Origin of the sequence: Mesorhizobium norvegicum, assembly GCF_004919685.1 — a bacterium.
Lineage (GTDB): Bacteria > Pseudomonadota > Alphaproteobacteria > Rhizobiales > Rhizobiaceae > Mesorhizobium > Mesorhizobium norvegicum.
On the sequence record NZ_SMYZ01000091.1, the window covers coordinates 1 to 16279 of the forward strand.

A 16279-nucleotide genomic window follows, 5' to 3' on the forward strand; every position below is an offset into this window, starting at 1 on the left:
CATTCATGACGGCCAGTTGGCGAAGATGTCCGGTAAGGAAAGCCGCATCCTTTGGGTCGGCGACCTGGCGGGGCTGATCGCAGGCGTCCAGATGAACGTGCTCGAATTCCACATTTGGGGAAGCCTGCGCCAGCAGCCGAATCTGCCGCACCGCATGATCTTCGACATCGATCCCGACGAGGGCCTGGGCTTCACTGCCGTCAAGCAGGCAGCCCTCGACATTCGGGGGATTCTGGAAGCGCTTGGACTGCAGTCGTGGCCGTTGCTGTCGGGCGGCAAGGGCGTTCATGTGGTCGTGCCGCTCGTTCCGGAGGCAGACTGGGACGAGGTCAAGAGCTTCTGCCAGGACTTCGCCGAACTGCTGGCCCGTACAGATCCGTCGCGCTTCGTCGCCAACATGAGCAAGGCGAAGCGCAAGGGCCGAATGTTTCTCGATTACCTGCGCAACGGCCAGGGCTCCACTGCAATCTGTCCCTGGTCGACGCGGGCGCGCGCGGGAGCGTCGTGCGCGGTGCCCGTCAGTTGGGAGGAGTTGCCCACCTGCGAAAGCGCCAACGGTTTCGATGTTTTCGCCGCCGCCGCGCGGGCTCAGCTACCCGAAGCCTGGGAGGGTTATTTCGACGTCGAACAAACGCTTACCGACCGCATCCGCCACGCAGTCCGGTAGCAATAACCATACTAGATGGTCAGCGACATTTGCCGATTTGGCGCGGACCGCCTTTGCCCAAATTCGAGAGCGTCCTCCCCCCGCAACGCCATCTAGAGTGAGAGTACGGACCGGTTTGCCGTGACGGGTTGAGAGCTGGAGGAGAGGCCTCCGGCGCCCGTGGCGGAGAACCGCGATGTCCAGACATTACGCTCGCGCCGGCACCGACCGGGCAAGCCTCTATGACGATATCACCAACAAGATTATCGCCGAGCTGGAAGCTGGGCGCTTTCCCTGGGTGCAGCCCTGGGGCACGACGGCGACGAAAGCTCCTCTCGCCATGCCGGCCAATGCCGCGACAGGCCGCGCCTATTCCGGGATCAACGTACTGATCCTGTGGGGTGCGGTCGTCGAGCATGGCTTTCCCGTTCAGGGATGGCTGACTTTCCGCCAGGCGCTATCGCTGGGCGGTCATGTCCGCAAGGGTGAACACGGGACCACCGTCGTCTATGCTGACCACTTCATCCCTGACGACGAGAAGAATCGCGCGCGGGAAACCGGCGAGGCAGCACAGGCCATACCGTTCCTGAAGCGCTTCATCGTGTTCAACGTGGCGCAATGCGAAAATCTGCCCGACGATCTGGCCGTGGCTCCGCCTGCACCGGAACCCGGACTGATCGAGCCTGCAGTCGAGGCGCTGATCGAGGCGACCGGGATCGATTTCCGCATCGGTGGCGATCGCGCCTATTATGCTCCGGCACATGACTATGTTCGGGTGCCGCCCCCGCAGGCCTATTTCGAGACCATCGACTGGCATCGCACCGCCCTGCACGAGCTTGGGCATGCGACCGGCCATGCCTCCCGCGTCGGCCGTGACCTCGGCGGCGCCTTCGGCACCAAGAAATATGCTTTCGAGGAACTGGTCGCCGAGATGAACGCAGCCTTCTGCTGCGCCTCGCTTGGCATCGTGCCGACCGTGCGCCACGCCGACTACCTGGCCTCCTGGCTTGAGGTTCTGCGCGAAGACAACCGCGCCATGGTGCGTGCCGCCTCCCGGGCCAGCAAGGCGGCCGACTGGTTGCTTTCGTTCCTGCCTCAACCTGACGGCGCATTCGGGGCAGGCCCAGGCGAGGTCGATGAGACCGAGATCGACAGGAGGGCGGCATGATCCTCCTCACGGACCTCGGATCTTCCGGTGTGCGGCGCGGTACTTAGAGTGAGAGGGCTGCGCCGGTCTTTGTGACGGGTTTGGAGGTCGAGAGAGTCTCGGCCGCCCGTCGCGGAGATAATCGAGATGGCTACCGGCAAGCAGAAGATCACCCTCAACGCTTCGCGCGACATCCCGTTCAACAAGCTAATGCTGAGCCAGTCCAACGTCCGGCGCATCAAGCGCGGGGCAACGATCGAGGACCTCGCCGCCTCGATTGGACGGCGCGGCCTGCTCCAGAGTCTCAACGTCCGGCCGGTGTTGGATGGTGAGGGCAACGAGACCGGCATGTTTGAGGTGCCGGCGGGCGGACGCCGCTATCGCGCGCTGGAACTGCTGGTCAAGCAGAAGCGCATGGTCAAAACCGAGCCTGTGCCTTGCGTCGTCACCGACGCCGATAGCGAGGTGCCGATCGAGGAAGATTCGCTGGCCGAGAACTTCCAGCGCGAGGACCTCCATCCTCTCGACATGTTCCGTGCTTTCCAGACCCTGCACGATCAGGGCGCGAGCCACGAGGAGATTGCAGCACGCTTCTTCGTGTCCGCGACCTTTGTCCAGCAACGCCTGCGGCTCGCGAAGGTCTCGCCCAAGCTGCACGATATCTACGAGCAGGACGGCATGAAGCTCGATCAACTCATGGCCTTCACCGTGAACCGTCGTGTAGGCCGTCACGACACGGTTGAGGCGCGGCTGTGCCGTGCCCTTCGAAATGGCCAGAAACAACCCAAATGCCGTACCCAGGCAGCCGCTGACAAGGGCCAGGCTTATGGTCACGGTGAGTGCGACAACAAACTGAGTAGTAAAACCACCCATGGGGCGCGTTCCTTGGCTCGCAATACCGTGAGATACGACGGTCCGTGTCACTCAGACCAAGTCGTATAACCCAAGGTTGCGAGTTGTTATATTGATAATTTGGAGTTAATTGGAGATACTGCCTAATTCTAACGCGTTAAATTCCACACTCAATCTATAATTTTTATTCTTTTATCTATAACGTGCCGTTATATACTGAGGCGCTTCGTTGCTCCCCAGGTTGGCGTTATCTGCGTCCCGGGTAGCGTTGTCAGGGAAAGGAGCGCAGGGAATGGAGTTGCTGCAAAGCGACTTGAAGCTCCGTCAACTGAAGGTCTTCCGAGAAGTGTTGCGGGCCGGTTCGACAAGGCGAGCAGCGGTTGCGCTCGGGATAAGCCAGCCGGCCGTCAGTCAACATGTGAAGCAACTCGAGACCACGCTCGGCATCACCCTCTTCAAGAGATCAGCCAACCGCATCGTGCCCTTGCAGGAAGCCTGGGAACTCCTGCGAAACGTAGAACTCGCCCTGACGTCCCTGGATCGGCTGGAAGCGTCGATCTTCGCGATGAAGAACGACGAAAAGCAACGGATTGCGATTGCCGCGCCTTCTGTTTTCGGTTTCGTGACCTTGCCCAAGGTTGTGGCGATTATCCACGCAAAGACCGCTTCGAATGTCCGGTCGATTTCGGGAAGCTACGAGCAGATCGGCGAGCACATCCTGGCTGGGCGGGCAGATCTTGGAATCTCGAGACTGCCGCTGGACCCACGCCTGTTTGAATGGGCGCCGCTTGGGTCGGCACGAAACGTATGCATTTTCCATCCCGACCACCGCTTTGCAAAACAGACCTGTATCGAGGCGCAAGACCTGGCAGGCGAAACGATCGTCGATATCGATCCCCAATTCGCCGCCCACCAAATGAACTTCAATGCCTTACGCTTCGCCGGCGTCGAGCCGGACATACTAGTGGAATTTGATTGCAACGGTCACGAAGCCGGATACGTTTCGGCTGGCCTAGGCATTTCGATAACCAATGAAATCATCGCGCGTGAATACGCGGCGTTTCACCTGGGAATAAGGCCAGTGGAACCATCCGCGCTCTATCACTACGTTGCGATTTGGCAGAAGGGCAGGACCTTCTCCAACGCATTGAATGTATCGCTCGAGGCGATCATCGCTGCGTTTTCGAACGTGCCGACTGCGAGAGGGTGATCACCCCTAGAGGGATGGTGTCCTTCGACAGCCGCCGCCTTTGAACAAGGGGCAACGGTTCATCCTAACAGAAAACGATCAGCCGGCGCCCCTGCAACAGAACGCGGGCTTTTTGAGCAAAATAGCCCCGATGTCAGGTCGTCTTGATGCCGATCTTGCGGCGCTTCGCTGGCGCCGCTTCAGGCGCTGCGGCCTTCCGTCCCAGGCCGATCGCCTTCGCCATCGTCGATCGCGCCGCGGAATAATTCGGCGCAACCATCGGATAGTCGGAGGGCAGGCCCCATTTCGCACGGTACGCATCCGGTGACAGATCGTAGTGAGTGCCTAAGTGCCGTTTGAGCGACTTGAACTTCTTGCCGTCTTCCAGGCAGATGATGAAATCAGGCGTCACCGATTTCTTGATCGGGACAGCGGGTGTAGGCTTCTCTTCCGCTTTGGGCGGGGCTGCTCTTTGCAGCTTGCGGATTGCCCCATAGGTATCGGAAATTACGCGAGCGAGTTCCGCAACTGGAAGCGGGTTGTTGCTGACATAGGCGGAAACGATGTCAGCGGTCATCTCCAGCAATTCCGCGTCGGACTCGATAAGATCTTCAGGCATTTGGCCGACCTTTCATCTGCTCTTCAGGTGCCGTAGCCCCGATCTGCGTCAGCAGCCTCGCTACAGCAAAGCGCACCGGGTGCACAAGACAAGAAGTTACGATGAGGAACGCGGCCGGCGCATGGGTCACGAAACTCTGCATCAACCAGTTCTGGCGCGGCGGCGCCCAGCAATGAAGGTGCAAGAGCAATGGGCAGGAGGACGGATACAGTTTTGAGTGAGCCTTGTTATGCTGCCGGCTGCATGGCCGCCCTCAGCAGCATGCCGAACAGGTCGCGTGGCTCATCCGGATCGGCAAGCAGGTCGAGTTCCTCATAGAGGCCGGTCGCTTGCAACTGGTCGCGCACATAGCGCAGCGCTGAAAAATCCTCGATGGCGAAGCCGACTGAATCGAACAGCGTGATCTGCTTGGCGTCCCGGCGACCGGGCACCCTGGCGGCGATCACTTGCCAGAGCTCGGTCACGGGATGGTCGGGACCCAGCTGCTGGATCTCGCCCTCGATGCGTGTCTGAGGCGGGAACTCGACGAAGATGTCGGAGCGCAGCAGGATGTCCCTGTGCAGTTCGGTCTTGCCAGGGCAATCGCCACCCACGGCGTTGATGTGCACACCGGAGCCGACCATGTTGTCGGTGAGAATGGTGGCGCACTGCTTGTCGGCGGTAACCGTCGTGATGATGCCGGCACCTTCAACCGCTTCCTGCGCGGTTTCGCAGATGGTGATATCGAATCCCAAGCCAGCGAGGTTCTTCGCGCACTTCCGCGAGGCGGACCGGTCGATGTCGTAGAGCCTCAGCCGATCGATGCCGGTCAGCGCCTTGAAGGCGATGGCCTGGAATTCCGACTGGGCGCCATTGCCGATGATAGCCATGGTGCGCGCGCCGCTCGGTGCCAGATACTTGGCCGCGACGGCGGATGTGGCGGCGGTGCGCAGCGCCGTCAGGAAGGTCATTTCGGTCAGCAGCATCGGATAGCCGCTGCCGACATCGGCGAGCACGCCGAAGGCGGTCACCGTCTGCAAACCCTGGCGCATGTTCTTCGGATGGCCGTTGACATATTTGAAGCCGTAGAGGCGCCCGTCGCTTGTCGGCATCAGCTCGATGACCCCGTCATGGCTGTGCGAGGCAATGCGAGGCGTCTTGTCGAAAAGTTCCCAGCGGCGGAAGTCTTCCTCGATGTAGCTGGCGAGCTCGGTCAGGAAGCGCTCGACGCCGATGGCGATCACCAGCTTCATCATGCGATCGACGCTGACGAAGGGGACGATGTTCAGCTTTGCCGTGGTCATGATCAAAAGCTCCCGGAATGGCTGCGGGTCGGGCGGTCCATGATGCGGCGTCCCATCAGGCTGGCCGTCAGGTCGACCATCAGCGTCGCGGTCCGGCCACGCTCGTCCAGAAAGGGGTTCAACTCGACCAGGTCGAGACTGGAAACCAGGCCGCTGTCGGACAACATCTCCATCACCAGATGCGCCTCGCGAAACGTCGCACCACCTGGAACCGTGGTGCCGACACCTGGCGCAATCGACGGGTCGAGGAAGTCGACGTCGAGACTGACATGCAGCAGCCCGTCTTCATCAGACACGCGCGCCAGGAAGGCGCGCAGCAGCGGCGCGATGCCATGCTCGTCGATCGCGCGCATGTCGTGCACAGTCACTCCCGCTTCGTTGAGCGCCTTGCGCTCGGGTGGATCAACACTGCGCAGGCCCATGGTGCAGATCCGTTTGGGATCGACCGCTGCGGGGAGATCCGGAAAATAGCCACTAAAACCCGGCTGGCCGCTGGCGTAGGCGAGCGGAACGCCGTGCAGATTGCCGCTGGCGGTGGTGTCGAGTGTGTGGAAATCCGGATGCGCGTCGAGCCACAGCACAAACAGCGGACGTCCGGTTTGGGCGGCGCGGCGGGCAAGACCCGACACCGTCCCGGCCGAGATCGAATGGTCGCCGCCGAGAAAGATCGGCATGGCGTCCTCGCTCGCGGCGTAGGCAGCTTCGGCAATGGCGTATGTCCAGGCCGATATCTCGGGCAAGGCCTTCAGCGCCAGGTTGCCATGCGCGACGTGCCTCACCGGAATTGCCTGGACGGAGCCCATATCCTCCACAGCATGGCCAAGACCGGACAGCACTTCAGCAAGCCCGGCGGTTCTCAGGGCGCTCGGCCCCATCTCGCATCCCATTCTGCCAGCGCCGTCCTGCACCGGCGCCCCGACGATTTTGCAACGCATTGTTTTTCCCGCGGCCCAAATTCGAATGCCGCGAGGAGATCATGGCTAGCTGGCGATATGAACAGGCAGAATTGGCAATTCGGAAAGCATTGTTTATCGTAATGGCAGCAAAATTGATCAAAATGGTATCTCGATGGATGCGCTGGACGAACGGCTCGTGACCTTGCTTCGGCATGACGCCAGGCGCAGCGTGTCTGATCTCGCAGTCGATCTCGGCGTCTCGCGCGCCACGGTCAGGGCACGTATGGAACGGCTGGAACGGTCCGGCGACATCATCGGCTACACGGTGGTACTGCGCGCCGACGCCGTTGATCAGCGCATCCGCGGTATCATGCTGATCGAGATCGAGGGCCATGCCGCCGACCGTGTGGTTCGTGCGCTGGGCGGCTTCCCGGAAGTCTCGACCATCCACACCACCAATGGCCGCTGGGACCTGGTGGTCGAGCTCGGGACTGCCTCACTGACCGATTTCGATGCCGTGCTACGCCGCATCCGGCTGATTGCCGGCATAACGGGTAGCGAAACGAGCCTGCTTCTGGCCACGCCGCGCACGACGCGGGCACGACTGACGTAAAATCCGATCAAGGCCTAAAGTCGCAAAGTATGCGGGTTGGTGACGCTTGCATTCCAAAGACCATCCACTACCTGCCCAGCGATCCGGCGGCCGTATTCGATCTCGCCTCTCACGCGCTGTTCGGCAAGCTTCACGGCTATTAATTTGAATCGTGAAACGTTTTGACACTCACATCTATGCGGCGCGCGCTGCCAACAGCGCGTGAAAAGCGAGATCCTGTGTTTGAAGTATTTCCTCGAAATTGGTTTCCTAAACGCGAAGCCACGATTCGGGTAGCGCGCGTCCCTTCCTCCCTAAAGCGCGCGGTGCGGGAAGCCGATCGCTCCAGCCGATGGCGCGCGCGGTCGGCCCTGGCCGGTCACCCGATCGACGCCGATTGGACGGGCGGCATGAGCGGCGGACCAGTGTTCAACGAGGCCGGGCATGTGATCGGCTGGGGAGCACAGGCTTCAGCGGACAGGGCGGCGAGGACTCATGCCGCCATCTTCATGCGCTTTTTGGCCAGCATGGGGCGGACGAATTTGTCCCATTTTGCCATGGCCGCGCGCTTCTCGGGCATATAGTTCCACCGGTCGTAGCTCTTGGAACTGACGTCTTGCAGCGTATGGTTCTGCAGGCGATCCCGGATCTCCTTGGATAGGCCGGCCTTGCCGGCAAGTGTTTTCCACGTCCGCCGCAGATCGCGGTTTGTCACGAACGGAATGACCTCGCGGTCTCGCTGGCGCCACATGAAGGAATAGAGGGTGCCGTGGCTCACCGGCTTGGTCGGATCGGTTGCTGAAGGAAAGAACCAGCCGTGAGCGTTGGGCGTGATTGATTCGATCAAATCGGCAGCGATCGTCGGCACGGGGATGGCGTGCGGCTTACCGTTCTTGGTCTTCGACCAGTCGATGATGCGTTCCTTTGCGTCCCACTGATCGACGTGTAGTCGTGCGATTTCCTCTACACGCTGCCCGGTTAGCATCAGAATTCTGACCGCGCGCGTGTATGGTGGATGCACCGGCGTATCGGGGTATTCGAGCCAGCGATAGAGTCGGAGGAATTCGTCCTCGTCCAGCCAGCGCGTCCCGACCTTCTTGGGCTCCGTTGGTATACCCGCCGCAGGATTGTAGACCAAGCGGAAGCGACGCGCCGAGGCGGAGCGGTAGTCATGCTCTGATTTCAAACCCCAGCTAAAGGCGGATCGAATGTAGCTTCGTACATGATCCGCCATCGAGCGCTTGCCGCGCTCATAGATGGGACGGATGATCGCGGTAATCTCGTCCGGTTCAATGTCACGGGCAGGGCGGTTGCGTCCGAGCGTGTCGGCGATCTTGTTCAGGCCCTTTTCCGCCTCCTTCCAGGATGGCTTCCCTGCCTCCTTCAGGTAAGCGACATAGGCTTCGAACAGATCGGCAACGGTGCCAGGCCGCGTGTCGCCAGCGATCCGGATGCTACGACCCTTTTGGATCATGTCCGCGAAATCGCGATTGAATACTTCTCGTGCCTTGCTAAGCGGCATCGAAGGATATGATCCGAGTTTCTTCTTGATACGCTTCTGATCGCGCCACTGTTGAGCCATCCAGTCGGCGGTCACGCGGGTCGGCATCGGCTTCATGACCAGCACGAGGCGCCCGGTTCCATGCCCTTCGCCATCGACGAGGCTTAGCTGCTTTCCAGTCTGTTCCACCTGCTTCAGGGCGCGGCGTATTTCTCCATCGGTAAGGCTTGGCACTGGGGTTCTCCATCGGCTTCCAAGTGGGGTCGCCAGACGGTTTCGTGGGGTCGGCGACTGGGGTCAAAAAGGGCTTCGATCCCCCTAAAACCGACCCCAATATGCCACAGTACCCGACTCTACGACAAGCCAAAAAATCCTTATGATTCAGCGGTATCCAGCGTGATCCAGCGTGATTAAAATGGGTGAGTGGGATGGTTGTGCACCAGGATAATGGCGGTCGCCGAGAGTTCGAGCGCGCGTTTGATCACCTCGCGCGGGTAGACCGGCGTGTGGTCGACCGTGCCCGTCTGCTGCACCTCGTCGGCAATCAGCGCGTTCTTCTTGTCGAGGAACAGGATGCGGAACTGCTCGCGCGCCTCGAAGGCCATGGCTGAGCGGCAATAGTCGAGAAGCTGCTGCCAGGACGAGAGGACTTCGCGGCCGTGGACCTCGCCGCGCGCCATGCGCTGCGCGGTCGCGGCGACGATTTTCAGGTCGAGCGCCACCGCCGGGCCGATGCCCTTGACCTCCTGCAAGAGGCCAATAGGCGCGCCAAGCACTTCGGCCAGCGTGCCGAAGCGCGCCAGCAGCGCCTTGGCCACCGGCTTGGTGTCGGCGCGGGGAATCAGGCGAAAGAGCAGAAGTTCCAGCAGTTCGTAATCGGGCAGGGCGTCCGGACCTGCCGAGGCAAAGCGCTCGCGCAAGCGGTCGCGATGGCCGAGATAATGCGGCTTTTCGCCTGCTGCCTTGGCTTTCGCCGCCGGCCGCATCGGCACTTCGGCGAAGAAACTCCGCTCGTCGTCGTCGCTTGTGTTCCCCATATGCCGCCCCTCCGATGCGGACATTAAAACCGTTCTGGACTGGATTGAAAACCGTTCTGTTCCGCGAGCGCTGAGACGACCGGCGCGGGCGTCATGCCGGCTTGTGCTGTCAACTTCCGGCTTCTCTCGTGCAGGCGCCAAGATGAGACCAAGATTGCGCAACAAAACTTAACATCACTTCACGCATGCAGCCACTTTCACCTGAAATAGTCAGAGCATCAGGGGCTCACGGCCTCGCTGTTCTGGAGCACGCATGTTCGCCAAAATCGATTCTGGACTGTTTGCCGGCCGGGCCTCTCTTGCGGCGATGGCAATCCTGTATTCAACGCATTCGGGGGTCGTGCTGGCGGCCGACGCTATTGCCGTCAATTCCGACGATTTCATCCCGCCGCCCGAGCCTTCCCGTTTCGGGCGCATCGAACAGAAACTGGCCGACTGGCATGTCGTGCTTGGTGGCGGCGCCATCATCGCCCCCAAATACGAGGGCAGCGACGAGTTCAAGATCATGCCGGTGCCTTTCGTCACGGCGACATTCCGCGACACGGTGACGATCGATCCGACGGGCGCCAACATCGCCGTCTATGACCAGGGGCCGTTCGCGTTGAGTGCGCGGCTTGGCTATGAGATGGGCCGCAAGGAAGACGACTCCGACCACCTGCGCGGCTTGGGCGATGTCGACATGGGCGCGACAGTCGGCGCGAAGGCCGCGGTGAAGTTCGGCCCGGCTGAAATCTTCGCACTGCTGGACAAGACCATCGGCGGCAGCGATGGCCTGTTGGGCACGGTCGGGATCGAGGTAACCCAGCCTCTGTCGCAATCGTTGATGATCGGCGCCAGCGCATCCGTCGTCTTCGCCGACGAAAATCACATGCAGGCCTATTTTGGCGTCACGCCGGAACAGTCGGCTCGCTCGGGGCTGGCGCGCTACGATGCCGGCGCCGGGTTGAAGCGCGCGGATTTTTCCGTCTCCGCCACATATATGCTCAACGAGAACTGGATGGTGCGTGGCCAGGCGGGGGTCGGCATTCTTGTGGGTGACGCCGCCGACAGCCCTATTGTCGTCGACAAGATCCAGCCTTCCGGGATGCTTCTTGTCGGATACAGGTTCTAATGCCCACACAGATAACGATGCAGGCTGCGGCAACCTCCAGCCGGAGCGATTTGAACGCCGAGTTCAAATCGGCAAGGCAGGGTTGGCGCATCCTCATTGTCGAAGACGATATCGAGATCGCGCGCATGCTGGGTGAGACGCTCACCGATAACGGCATGATCGTGGAAATTGCCGAGAGCGGCGTCCAGATGAATGCCGCGCTTCGCAACCAGAAATTCGATCTCATCGTGCTCGATGTCATGCTGCCGGGTGAAAACGGTCTCAACATCTGTCGCCGTCTTCGTGCGGGAACGAACATTCCGATCTTGATGTTGACCGCGCTTGGCGAAGAAATCGACCGTATCTTCGGACTGGAAATCGGCGCGGACGATTATGTGACGAAACCTTTCAGCGCGCGCGAACTGACGGCTCGGATACGGGCATTGCTGCGCCGCACGGCCTATGCTCCCGACGAGCGGGACCGGTCGAAAGTGCTTCGCTTCAACGGCTGGAGCCTCGACCCGATCCGTCGGCAATTGCATGATCCGAGCAATGCGCGGGTTGCGACGACGACGCATGAATTCGACCTGCTGCTTGCGTTCTGCCGCAATGCGGGCCGGGTTCTCTCGCGGGAGGAACTTCTCAGCGTGACCCATGCCGGGCTCGCCGGACCGATCGAACGAAGCGTCGATGTGCATGTCAGCCGGATCCGCCAGAAGATCGAAAAGGACGCGCGCGATCCGGTGCTTCTCAGGACTGTTCGGCTGGGTGGCTACATCTTCACCGCGACGGTGGAGGAAGCATGAGGGGTTTCGTCCGCCGTTTCCTGCCCCAATCCGTGCGTGGGCAGTTTGCGGCAATCATTTTCATCGCGGTGATTGTGATCATGTCCGTTGGATCGGTCGTCGAGAGTTTCATAGAGAACGTCGACCTTCCCGCTGTGGAAGATAGCGCCAGGCGAGCGGCCGTTGTCGCTGCCTTGTTGCGCGAAACGCCAGCGGAAGCGCGTGGCGCAATTCTGGCGACGGCTGCGCGAGCTGGTTTTGATTTCGAGGTGCTGCCCAAGGAACAGATCCGCAGCATTCCCTATTCCTATTTGCAATGGCGAAGTATCGAATGGCTTTTCCGCATCGACAGGGGGGCGGTTGATGGGCGCTGGATAAGGATCGGCGGCCGATACGCGTTTGTCATCGACCTCGACCAGCGGGACGTCCTGGCTCATTTCGGCATGTCCGATTCCTGGCTGACATCAGGCTTCGTCCGTGCCTCGTTCTACAGATTCATGGCTTTCGTCGCCTTGCCCGTCCTGATCTGGCTGTTTGCGGTGTGGGCCGTGACGGACCCGTTGAAGCGCATCTCGGCGGCAGTCGGTTCGGCCGAGATCGAGAATAGCGACCAGCTTTTTGTCGAACGCGGCTCCATTGAGATGGTCGGGCTGGCGCGTGCCCTGAACAGGATGAGAACGCGTATCCGGGCGATGATCGAAAACCGCACGCGCATGTTGCGCAGCGTCAGCCATGATCTGCGCACGCCTTTGACGCGGCTGCGGCTTCGCGCCGAGCGCATGGATGATGGCCCCGTTCGAACCGCGATCCTCTCCGATGTCCAGCACATCGAAGTCCTGATCGACGAGACCCTGACCTATCTGCGCAACGATGTTTCGACGGAGAAGCTGCAGCGTGCCGACATTGCCAGCGTTCTGCAAACCGTCTGCGCCGAATTCTCCGATGTCGGGTTTCCGGTCTCGTATTCCGGACCGGATCGGCTTCTGGGCTGGTGCAAGCCCAATGCACTGGCGCGGGCGATCGCGAATCTCTGCGACAACGGGGTCAAATTCGCCAGCACTGTCACGGTCGCATTGACGGCGACCGACGTAGCGGCACGCATCACGGTAGGCGACGACGGGCCGGGCATTCCGATGACGGCGCGCGCCCGTGTTTTCGAACCATTCTTCAAGCAAGATGCGTCGCGCGGCATTGCATCGAAGCATGGCTTCGGCCTGGGCCTCTCGATCGTTGCCGACATCGTCCAGGGGCACGGCGGCAGGATCGAATTGCAGGACAACCAACCCAACGGACTGGTCGTCACCATCGACCTGCCGAATGGTCCAAGTACCCAACCGTCATAGACGGTCTCGTGCCGGCAAGACGACGCGCTTTAAGCCGGCAGGCCGGGGCGATCGAGTTTTCTGGGCGACAGGGTGAAAATCTCGCAGCCGGTGTCGGTCACGCCGATCGTGTGCTCGTACTGCGCCGACAGCGAGCGGTCACGCGTCACCGCGGTCCAGCCGTCCGACAGAACCTTCACGTGCGGCCGGCCGAGATTGATCATCGGCTCCACGGTGAAGATCATGCCGGGCCGCATCTCGACGCCCTCATTGGCACTGCCATAGTGCAGGATGTTCGGTGCGTCATGGAAAAGCTGGCCGACGCCGTGGCCGCAGAAGTCGCGCACCACCGAGCAGCGCTCGCCCTCGGCAAAGGTCTGGATGGCGGCGCCGATGGCGCCGGTGCGGGCGCCGGGCCTGATCGCCGCAATGCCGCGCATCAGGCATTCATGCGTGACTTCGAGCAGGCGTTCGGCGGCGCGCTTGATCGTGCCGACCGGATACATGCGCGAGGAATCGCCGTGCCAGCCGTCGAGGATGTAGGTGACGTCGATGTTGACGATGTCGCCATCCTTGAGCGGCTTGTTGTCGGGAATGCCATGGCAGACGACATGATTGATCGAGGTGCAGGACGATTTCGTGTAGCCGCGATAGTTGAGTGTCGCCGGCAGCGCGCCATGGTCCATGCCGAATTCGAAGACGAAGCGGTCTATTGCTTCGGTGGTGACGCCGGGTTCGACCATCGGCACCAGTTCGTCGAGACAGCGCGCGGTGAGATCGCATGCCTTGCGCATGCCGGCAAAGCCGTCCTCGCCATAGAGGCGAATCTGGCCGGTGTTTCTGAGCGGTGCCGTGGCGGCGTCGAGATAGGTGACCATTTTGTCCGTGTAGCCGGTAGGGCCCTGCAAGAGAGCCGACGTGAAAATCTCCCCAGATTTGGCACTTGAGGGCAAAAGGTTCAAGGAAGAACTGCCAGATGCAGCCGTGCATTTCGGGATATTCGCCTTGCATGGGGTAATGTCTTGCCGGGTTTTGCCCGGTTTGCTTTCCTTTCTGGCCATCGTGCGGTAGGGCGGGTGATGTTTTCGAGATCGCGCCCCTTCACGGCCGCCAGGCAAGCCAGATGGCTTGAAGCGCCGCTGACGGCAGCCTGCTCATGCCTGATGGGCATGGTGCTGCTGGCGATGCTGTGCCTCGGCCGGCCGGCGGTGCCAGCCTCCGCGGATGGTGCGCCGAGTGGCGCCAGCGTCGGTGTCGAGCGGTCTGGCGAGGTGGCGGCGCTGCTGCGTGTCACCGGCAAGGCGCAGGCGCTGGAAGTTCGCGCCGTCCGCCCGGCCCTGGTCAAGTTCGCCGGCGGCCACCCCGCTCTGCCGGTCCCCGACGCCGTCTTCCGTTGGGTCGAACGGACGCCGGCGGGAGCGGTTGTTTCGGGATACGGAGCGGCCTCGGTTCCCAGGGCGAGCACCAACCAGCCGCGCGCACCGCCGTCCATCGCGACCTGAGCGGTCCAGAACCGCCCCCTTCACCTCATAGCTATCCCTGTTCGCGTCGTGATCGTGCGGCCGCTGTCGGCCGCGCCGCGGTCGCGCGGCGCGTCATTTCCGGACTATTTTCAATGCAACAACGCATCAAGACTTTCAAAACCCTGTCGCGTGCGGCCTCGGCTGCCGCGTTCCTCTCCGTCCAGGCACTCATCTGCATCGGAACCGTCTATTGGGCGGTTGCCGAGACGCTCGGCCTGTCGGCGACAGCGGCCCTTGTTCTCGGCGGCATCTTCGCCGTGCCGACGATATTTGTGCTGATCACCGCCATTCGCATGGCTTTCGACGCGGAGACGGATCCGGCGAACCAGTGAGCGCAGTCGCCCAAGGCATATCCTCGATTGTTTTGGGCGACGTGGCGGTTCAGCGACCCAAGTGACGACACATTTCTGGGTCAAAAGCCGGTCAAAGCAACTTTTGACGACGAATGGCGTTGCCTCGGTGACGCCAGTTCGGGAGATAGGAAATGGACAGACTGCAATTCGAGGTGCCGGTGCGCATCGCACCCGCGCCCGGCCTGCCTGTCGAGGAGATTTACGGCGTCGAACAGGCGCTCGACTTTCTTCAGGACTGGCCTGCGCGCCGTCAGGGCCCGATCTATCAGAAAGCGTTCAACGCCTGCTTTGGCGCCACGGTGGACGTGGTCAAGACCGAGGATGCGTGCCGGGCGTTCATGGCGTTTTGCCGGGCGAGCGGACTGATGGCCAGGGATATGATGACGCCGCGCAAGCGCGGCAGTGAGGCGAGGGCGCTCCAGGCCTGAGGGCCGTCGCCCGTTTCGCCTGCCCCGATTGCTACGCCAACGATCGCGTTTGAACCCACACGGCGATGTCGTGAGCGTAGGGCCGCGCCCTTTTTCGTCCCCGACGACTGCACCATGCTGCACCCACCTCAGCGCCGTTAAGCTTCCGTTTCCACCTTCCCGGCTACGCCATTGCTTGTTGGCAATGGTTGATTCGTTGCGTCAGTCTCATGGTTTGGAAGATGTCCCCAGAAAAAGTTCGTGCATTCCCGATCGACCGTCAGGTATTCTTGGTGAGAGAGGTTGCTGCCAAGCTCGGCAATCTGCATGGCGAGACCGCCACCTCGTTCTGGAGAGCCAAGGCGTCGGAGTTGCTTGATCTCGTAGTCGGATCCGGCAGGGACAGAACCGCAGCCAGCGATGAAGTGCGCAGGTTCTTCCTGGCCGTACAGAGAGAATTGTTGGCCGATACGGTCGACGAGTCGATGCCAATTCTTTCTGCTTGAAGAAAATATCGCCGATCTGGACTCCAATATTTACTCCAATAGTGCGTAAGCGCTGGTCATTTCTGTGATTTCTGTGCCAAAGCGGCAACAGAGCACCTAAATTACATCACCTCAATTCTTGGGAGCCTCCGTTGCTGCTGCAATCTGATAGGTTGCATTGGCAAGGGGTGATTCGTGCCGATGCGGCGCGGGTCTGGGGGGTGATGATGGCGCGTGTTCGATCGAGGGCAGTCGAGTCTCGCGTTGTTTCAGAGTGGTTGAGACAGAGATTTTTCGACATTTCAGGGTTTGCGACGCTGGCGGCCGTGGCATTGCTCATGGCGTCTGCATTGCTCGTGGGCTCCACCGACCCGGCCAGAGCGGCTTGCGCTGCCAGCGGAAATGTCGAAAATTGCACCGACGCAATATCGCCTCCCGCCGACCTCAGCTTCACCGCGCCCAGCATCACGACGCTCAACGTCAACACGCTGACGGTCGACCCCAGCCGGATATCCCTGACCGGCACCGGATCGAGCCCGGCGCCGGCGCCGG

18 protein-coding genes and 1 pseudogene are annotated in these 16279 nt (G+C 61.2%); 12 read left to right on the forward strand and 7 right to left on the reverse strand.

Annotated elements, in window-relative coordinates:
- From FCU66_RS34295 to FCU66_RS34315, 4 genes and pseudogenes are all read left to right on the forward strand, one after another.
- The coding region (locus tag FCU66_RS34295; RefSeq protein WP_342778239.1) for a DNA polymerase domain-containing protein at positions 1–667 on the forward strand (667 nt) is incomplete at its 5' end.
- 175 nt (positions 668–842) lie between these two features.
- Positions 843–1814: an ArdC family protein gene (locus FCU66_RS34300; RefSeq protein ID WP_136622507.1), complete on the forward strand. Its 972-nt coding sequence runs from the start codon at positions 843–845 to the stop codon at positions 1812–1814.
- A gap of 126 nt (positions 1815–1940) precedes the next feature.
- Positions 1941–2534 (forward strand): annotated as a pseudogene (locus FCU66_RS34305) (ParB/RepB/Spo0J family partition protein); the annotation flags it as partial.
- Positions 2535–2937: 403 nt separating this feature from the next.
- The gene (locus FCU66_RS34315; RefSeq protein WP_136625470.1) at positions 2938–3855 is read left to right on the forward strand and encodes a LysR family transcriptional regulator; all 918 of its coding nucleotides are present in this window, start codon (positions 2938–2940) and stop codon (positions 3853–3855) included.
- Between the two features lie 133 nt (positions 3856–3988).
- On the opposite strand, the gene FCU66_RS34320 is transcribed toward FCU66_RS34315, so the two are convergent.
- The 3 genes from FCU66_RS34320 to rocF all read right to left on the reverse strand — a co-directional run bounded on the left by FCU66_RS34320 (position 3989) and on the right by rocF (position 6671).
- Positions 3989–4453, reverse strand: coding sequence for a Ros/MucR family transcriptional regulator (locus FCU66_RS34320; protein ID WP_136621644.1), 465 nt, complete (start codon positions 4451–4453; stop codon positions 3989–3991).
- Positions 4454–4680: 227 nt separating this feature from the next.
- Positions 4681–5736 carry an ornithine cyclodeaminase gene (locus tag FCU66_RS34325; protein WP_136621643.1) on the reverse strand — a complete coding sequence of 352 codons (1056 nt, stop codon included), beginning with the start codon at positions 5734–5736 and terminating at the stop codon, positions 4681–4683.
- A gap of 2 nt (positions 5737–5738) precedes the next feature.
- Positions 5739–6671, reverse strand: a complete 933-nt coding sequence (gene rocF, locus FCU66_RS34330; RefSeq protein ID WP_136621642.1) for an arginase — start codon at positions 6669–6671, stop codon at positions 5739–5741.
- A gap of 133 nt (positions 6672–6804) precedes the next feature.
- On the opposite strand from rocF, the gene FCU66_RS34335 reads away from it, so the two are divergent.
- Positions 6805–7245 (forward strand): Lrp/AsnC family transcriptional regulator, encoded by a 441-nt coding sequence (locus FCU66_RS34335; protein WP_031261243.1) that lies wholly within the window; start codon positions 6805–6807, stop codon positions 7243–7245.
- 472 nt (positions 7246–7717) lie between these two features.
- Here FCU66_RS34335 and FCU66_RS34340 read toward each other — a convergent pair whose 3' ends face one another.
- Together FCU66_RS34340 and FCU66_RS34345 are read right to left on the reverse strand one after the other, a co-directional pair.
- On the reverse strand, positions 7718–8959 hold the full coding sequence (locus FCU66_RS34340) for a tyrosine-type recombinase/integrase (RefSeq protein ID WP_136621641.1): 1242 nt from the start codon (positions 8957–8959) through the stop codon (positions 7718–7720).
- A 176-nt stretch (positions 8960–9135) separates the two neighbouring features.
- The gene (locus FCU66_RS34345; RefSeq protein ID WP_136621640.1) at positions 9136–9762 is read right to left on the reverse strand and encodes a JAB domain-containing protein; all 627 of its coding nucleotides are present in this window, start codon (positions 9760–9762) and stop codon (positions 9136–9138) included.
- 253 nt (positions 9763–10015) lie between these two features.
- Between FCU66_RS34345 and FCU66_RS34350 the strand changes: the two genes are divergently transcribed.
- Genes FCU66_RS34350 through FCU66_RS34360 form a run of 3 tightly spaced genes read left to right on the forward strand, consistent with a single transcriptional unit; the run spans position 10016 to position 12980 of the window.
- Positions 10016–10873, forward strand: coding sequence for a MipA/OmpV family protein (locus tag FCU66_RS34350; RefSeq protein WP_136621639.1), 858 nt, complete (start codon positions 10016–10018; stop codon positions 10871–10873).
- Positions 10874–10890: 17 nt separating this feature from the next.
- Positions 10891–11658: a response regulator gene (locus FCU66_RS34355; RefSeq protein ID WP_168992144.1), complete on the forward strand. Its 768-nt coding sequence runs from the start codon at positions 10891–10893 to the stop codon at positions 11656–11658.
- A complete protein-coding gene (locus FCU66_RS34360) occupies positions 11655–12980 on the forward strand; it encodes a HAMP domain-containing sensor histidine kinase (RefSeq protein ID WP_136621638.1) in 1326 nt (441 codons plus the stop codon). Before FCU66_RS34355 ends, FCU66_RS34360 begins: the two co-directional genes overlap by 4 nt.
- Before the next feature lie 29 nt (positions 12981–13009).
- Here the strand turns inward: FCU66_RS34360 and map are convergent, their stop codons facing one another.
- Positions 13010–13837: a type I methionyl aminopeptidase gene (gene map, locus FCU66_RS34365; RefSeq protein ID WP_136621637.1), complete on the reverse strand. Its 828-nt coding sequence runs from the start codon at positions 13835–13837 to the stop codon at positions 13010–13012.
- A gap of 201 nt (positions 13838–14038) precedes the next feature.
- Between map and FCU66_RS34370 the strand changes: the two genes are divergently transcribed.
- The 4 genes from FCU66_RS34370 (at position 14039) to FCU66_RS34385 (ending at position 15748) form a co-directional block, all read left to right on the forward strand.
- Positions 14039–14461, forward strand: a complete 423-nt coding sequence (locus tag FCU66_RS34370) for a hypothetical protein (protein WP_136621636.1) — start codon at positions 14039–14041, stop codon at positions 14459–14461.
- A 113-nt stretch (positions 14462–14574) separates the two neighbouring features.
- Entirely contained in the window at positions 14575–14814 is a 240-nt protein-coding gene (locus tag FCU66_RS34375; protein ID WP_136621635.1) for a hypothetical protein, read from the forward strand.
- Positions 14815–14966: 152 nt separating this feature from the next.
- Positions 14967–15263: a DUF982 domain-containing protein gene (locus tag FCU66_RS34380; RefSeq protein WP_136621634.1), complete on the forward strand. Its 297-nt coding sequence runs from the start codon at positions 14967–14969 to the stop codon at positions 15261–15263.
- A gap of 221 nt (positions 15264–15484) precedes the next feature.
- Positions 15485–15748 carry a DUF6074 family protein gene (locus FCU66_RS34385; protein ID WP_136621633.1) on the forward strand — a complete coding sequence of 88 codons (264 nt, stop codon included), beginning with the start codon at positions 15485–15487 and terminating at the stop codon, positions 15746–15748.
- Between the two features lie 106 nt (positions 15749–15854).
- Here FCU66_RS34385 and FCU66_RS41435 read toward each other — a convergent pair.
- Positions 15855–16279, reverse strand: a 425-nt coding sequence (locus tag FCU66_RS41435) for a hypothetical protein (protein ID WP_168992266.1), incomplete at its 5' end; no start/stop codon positions are given.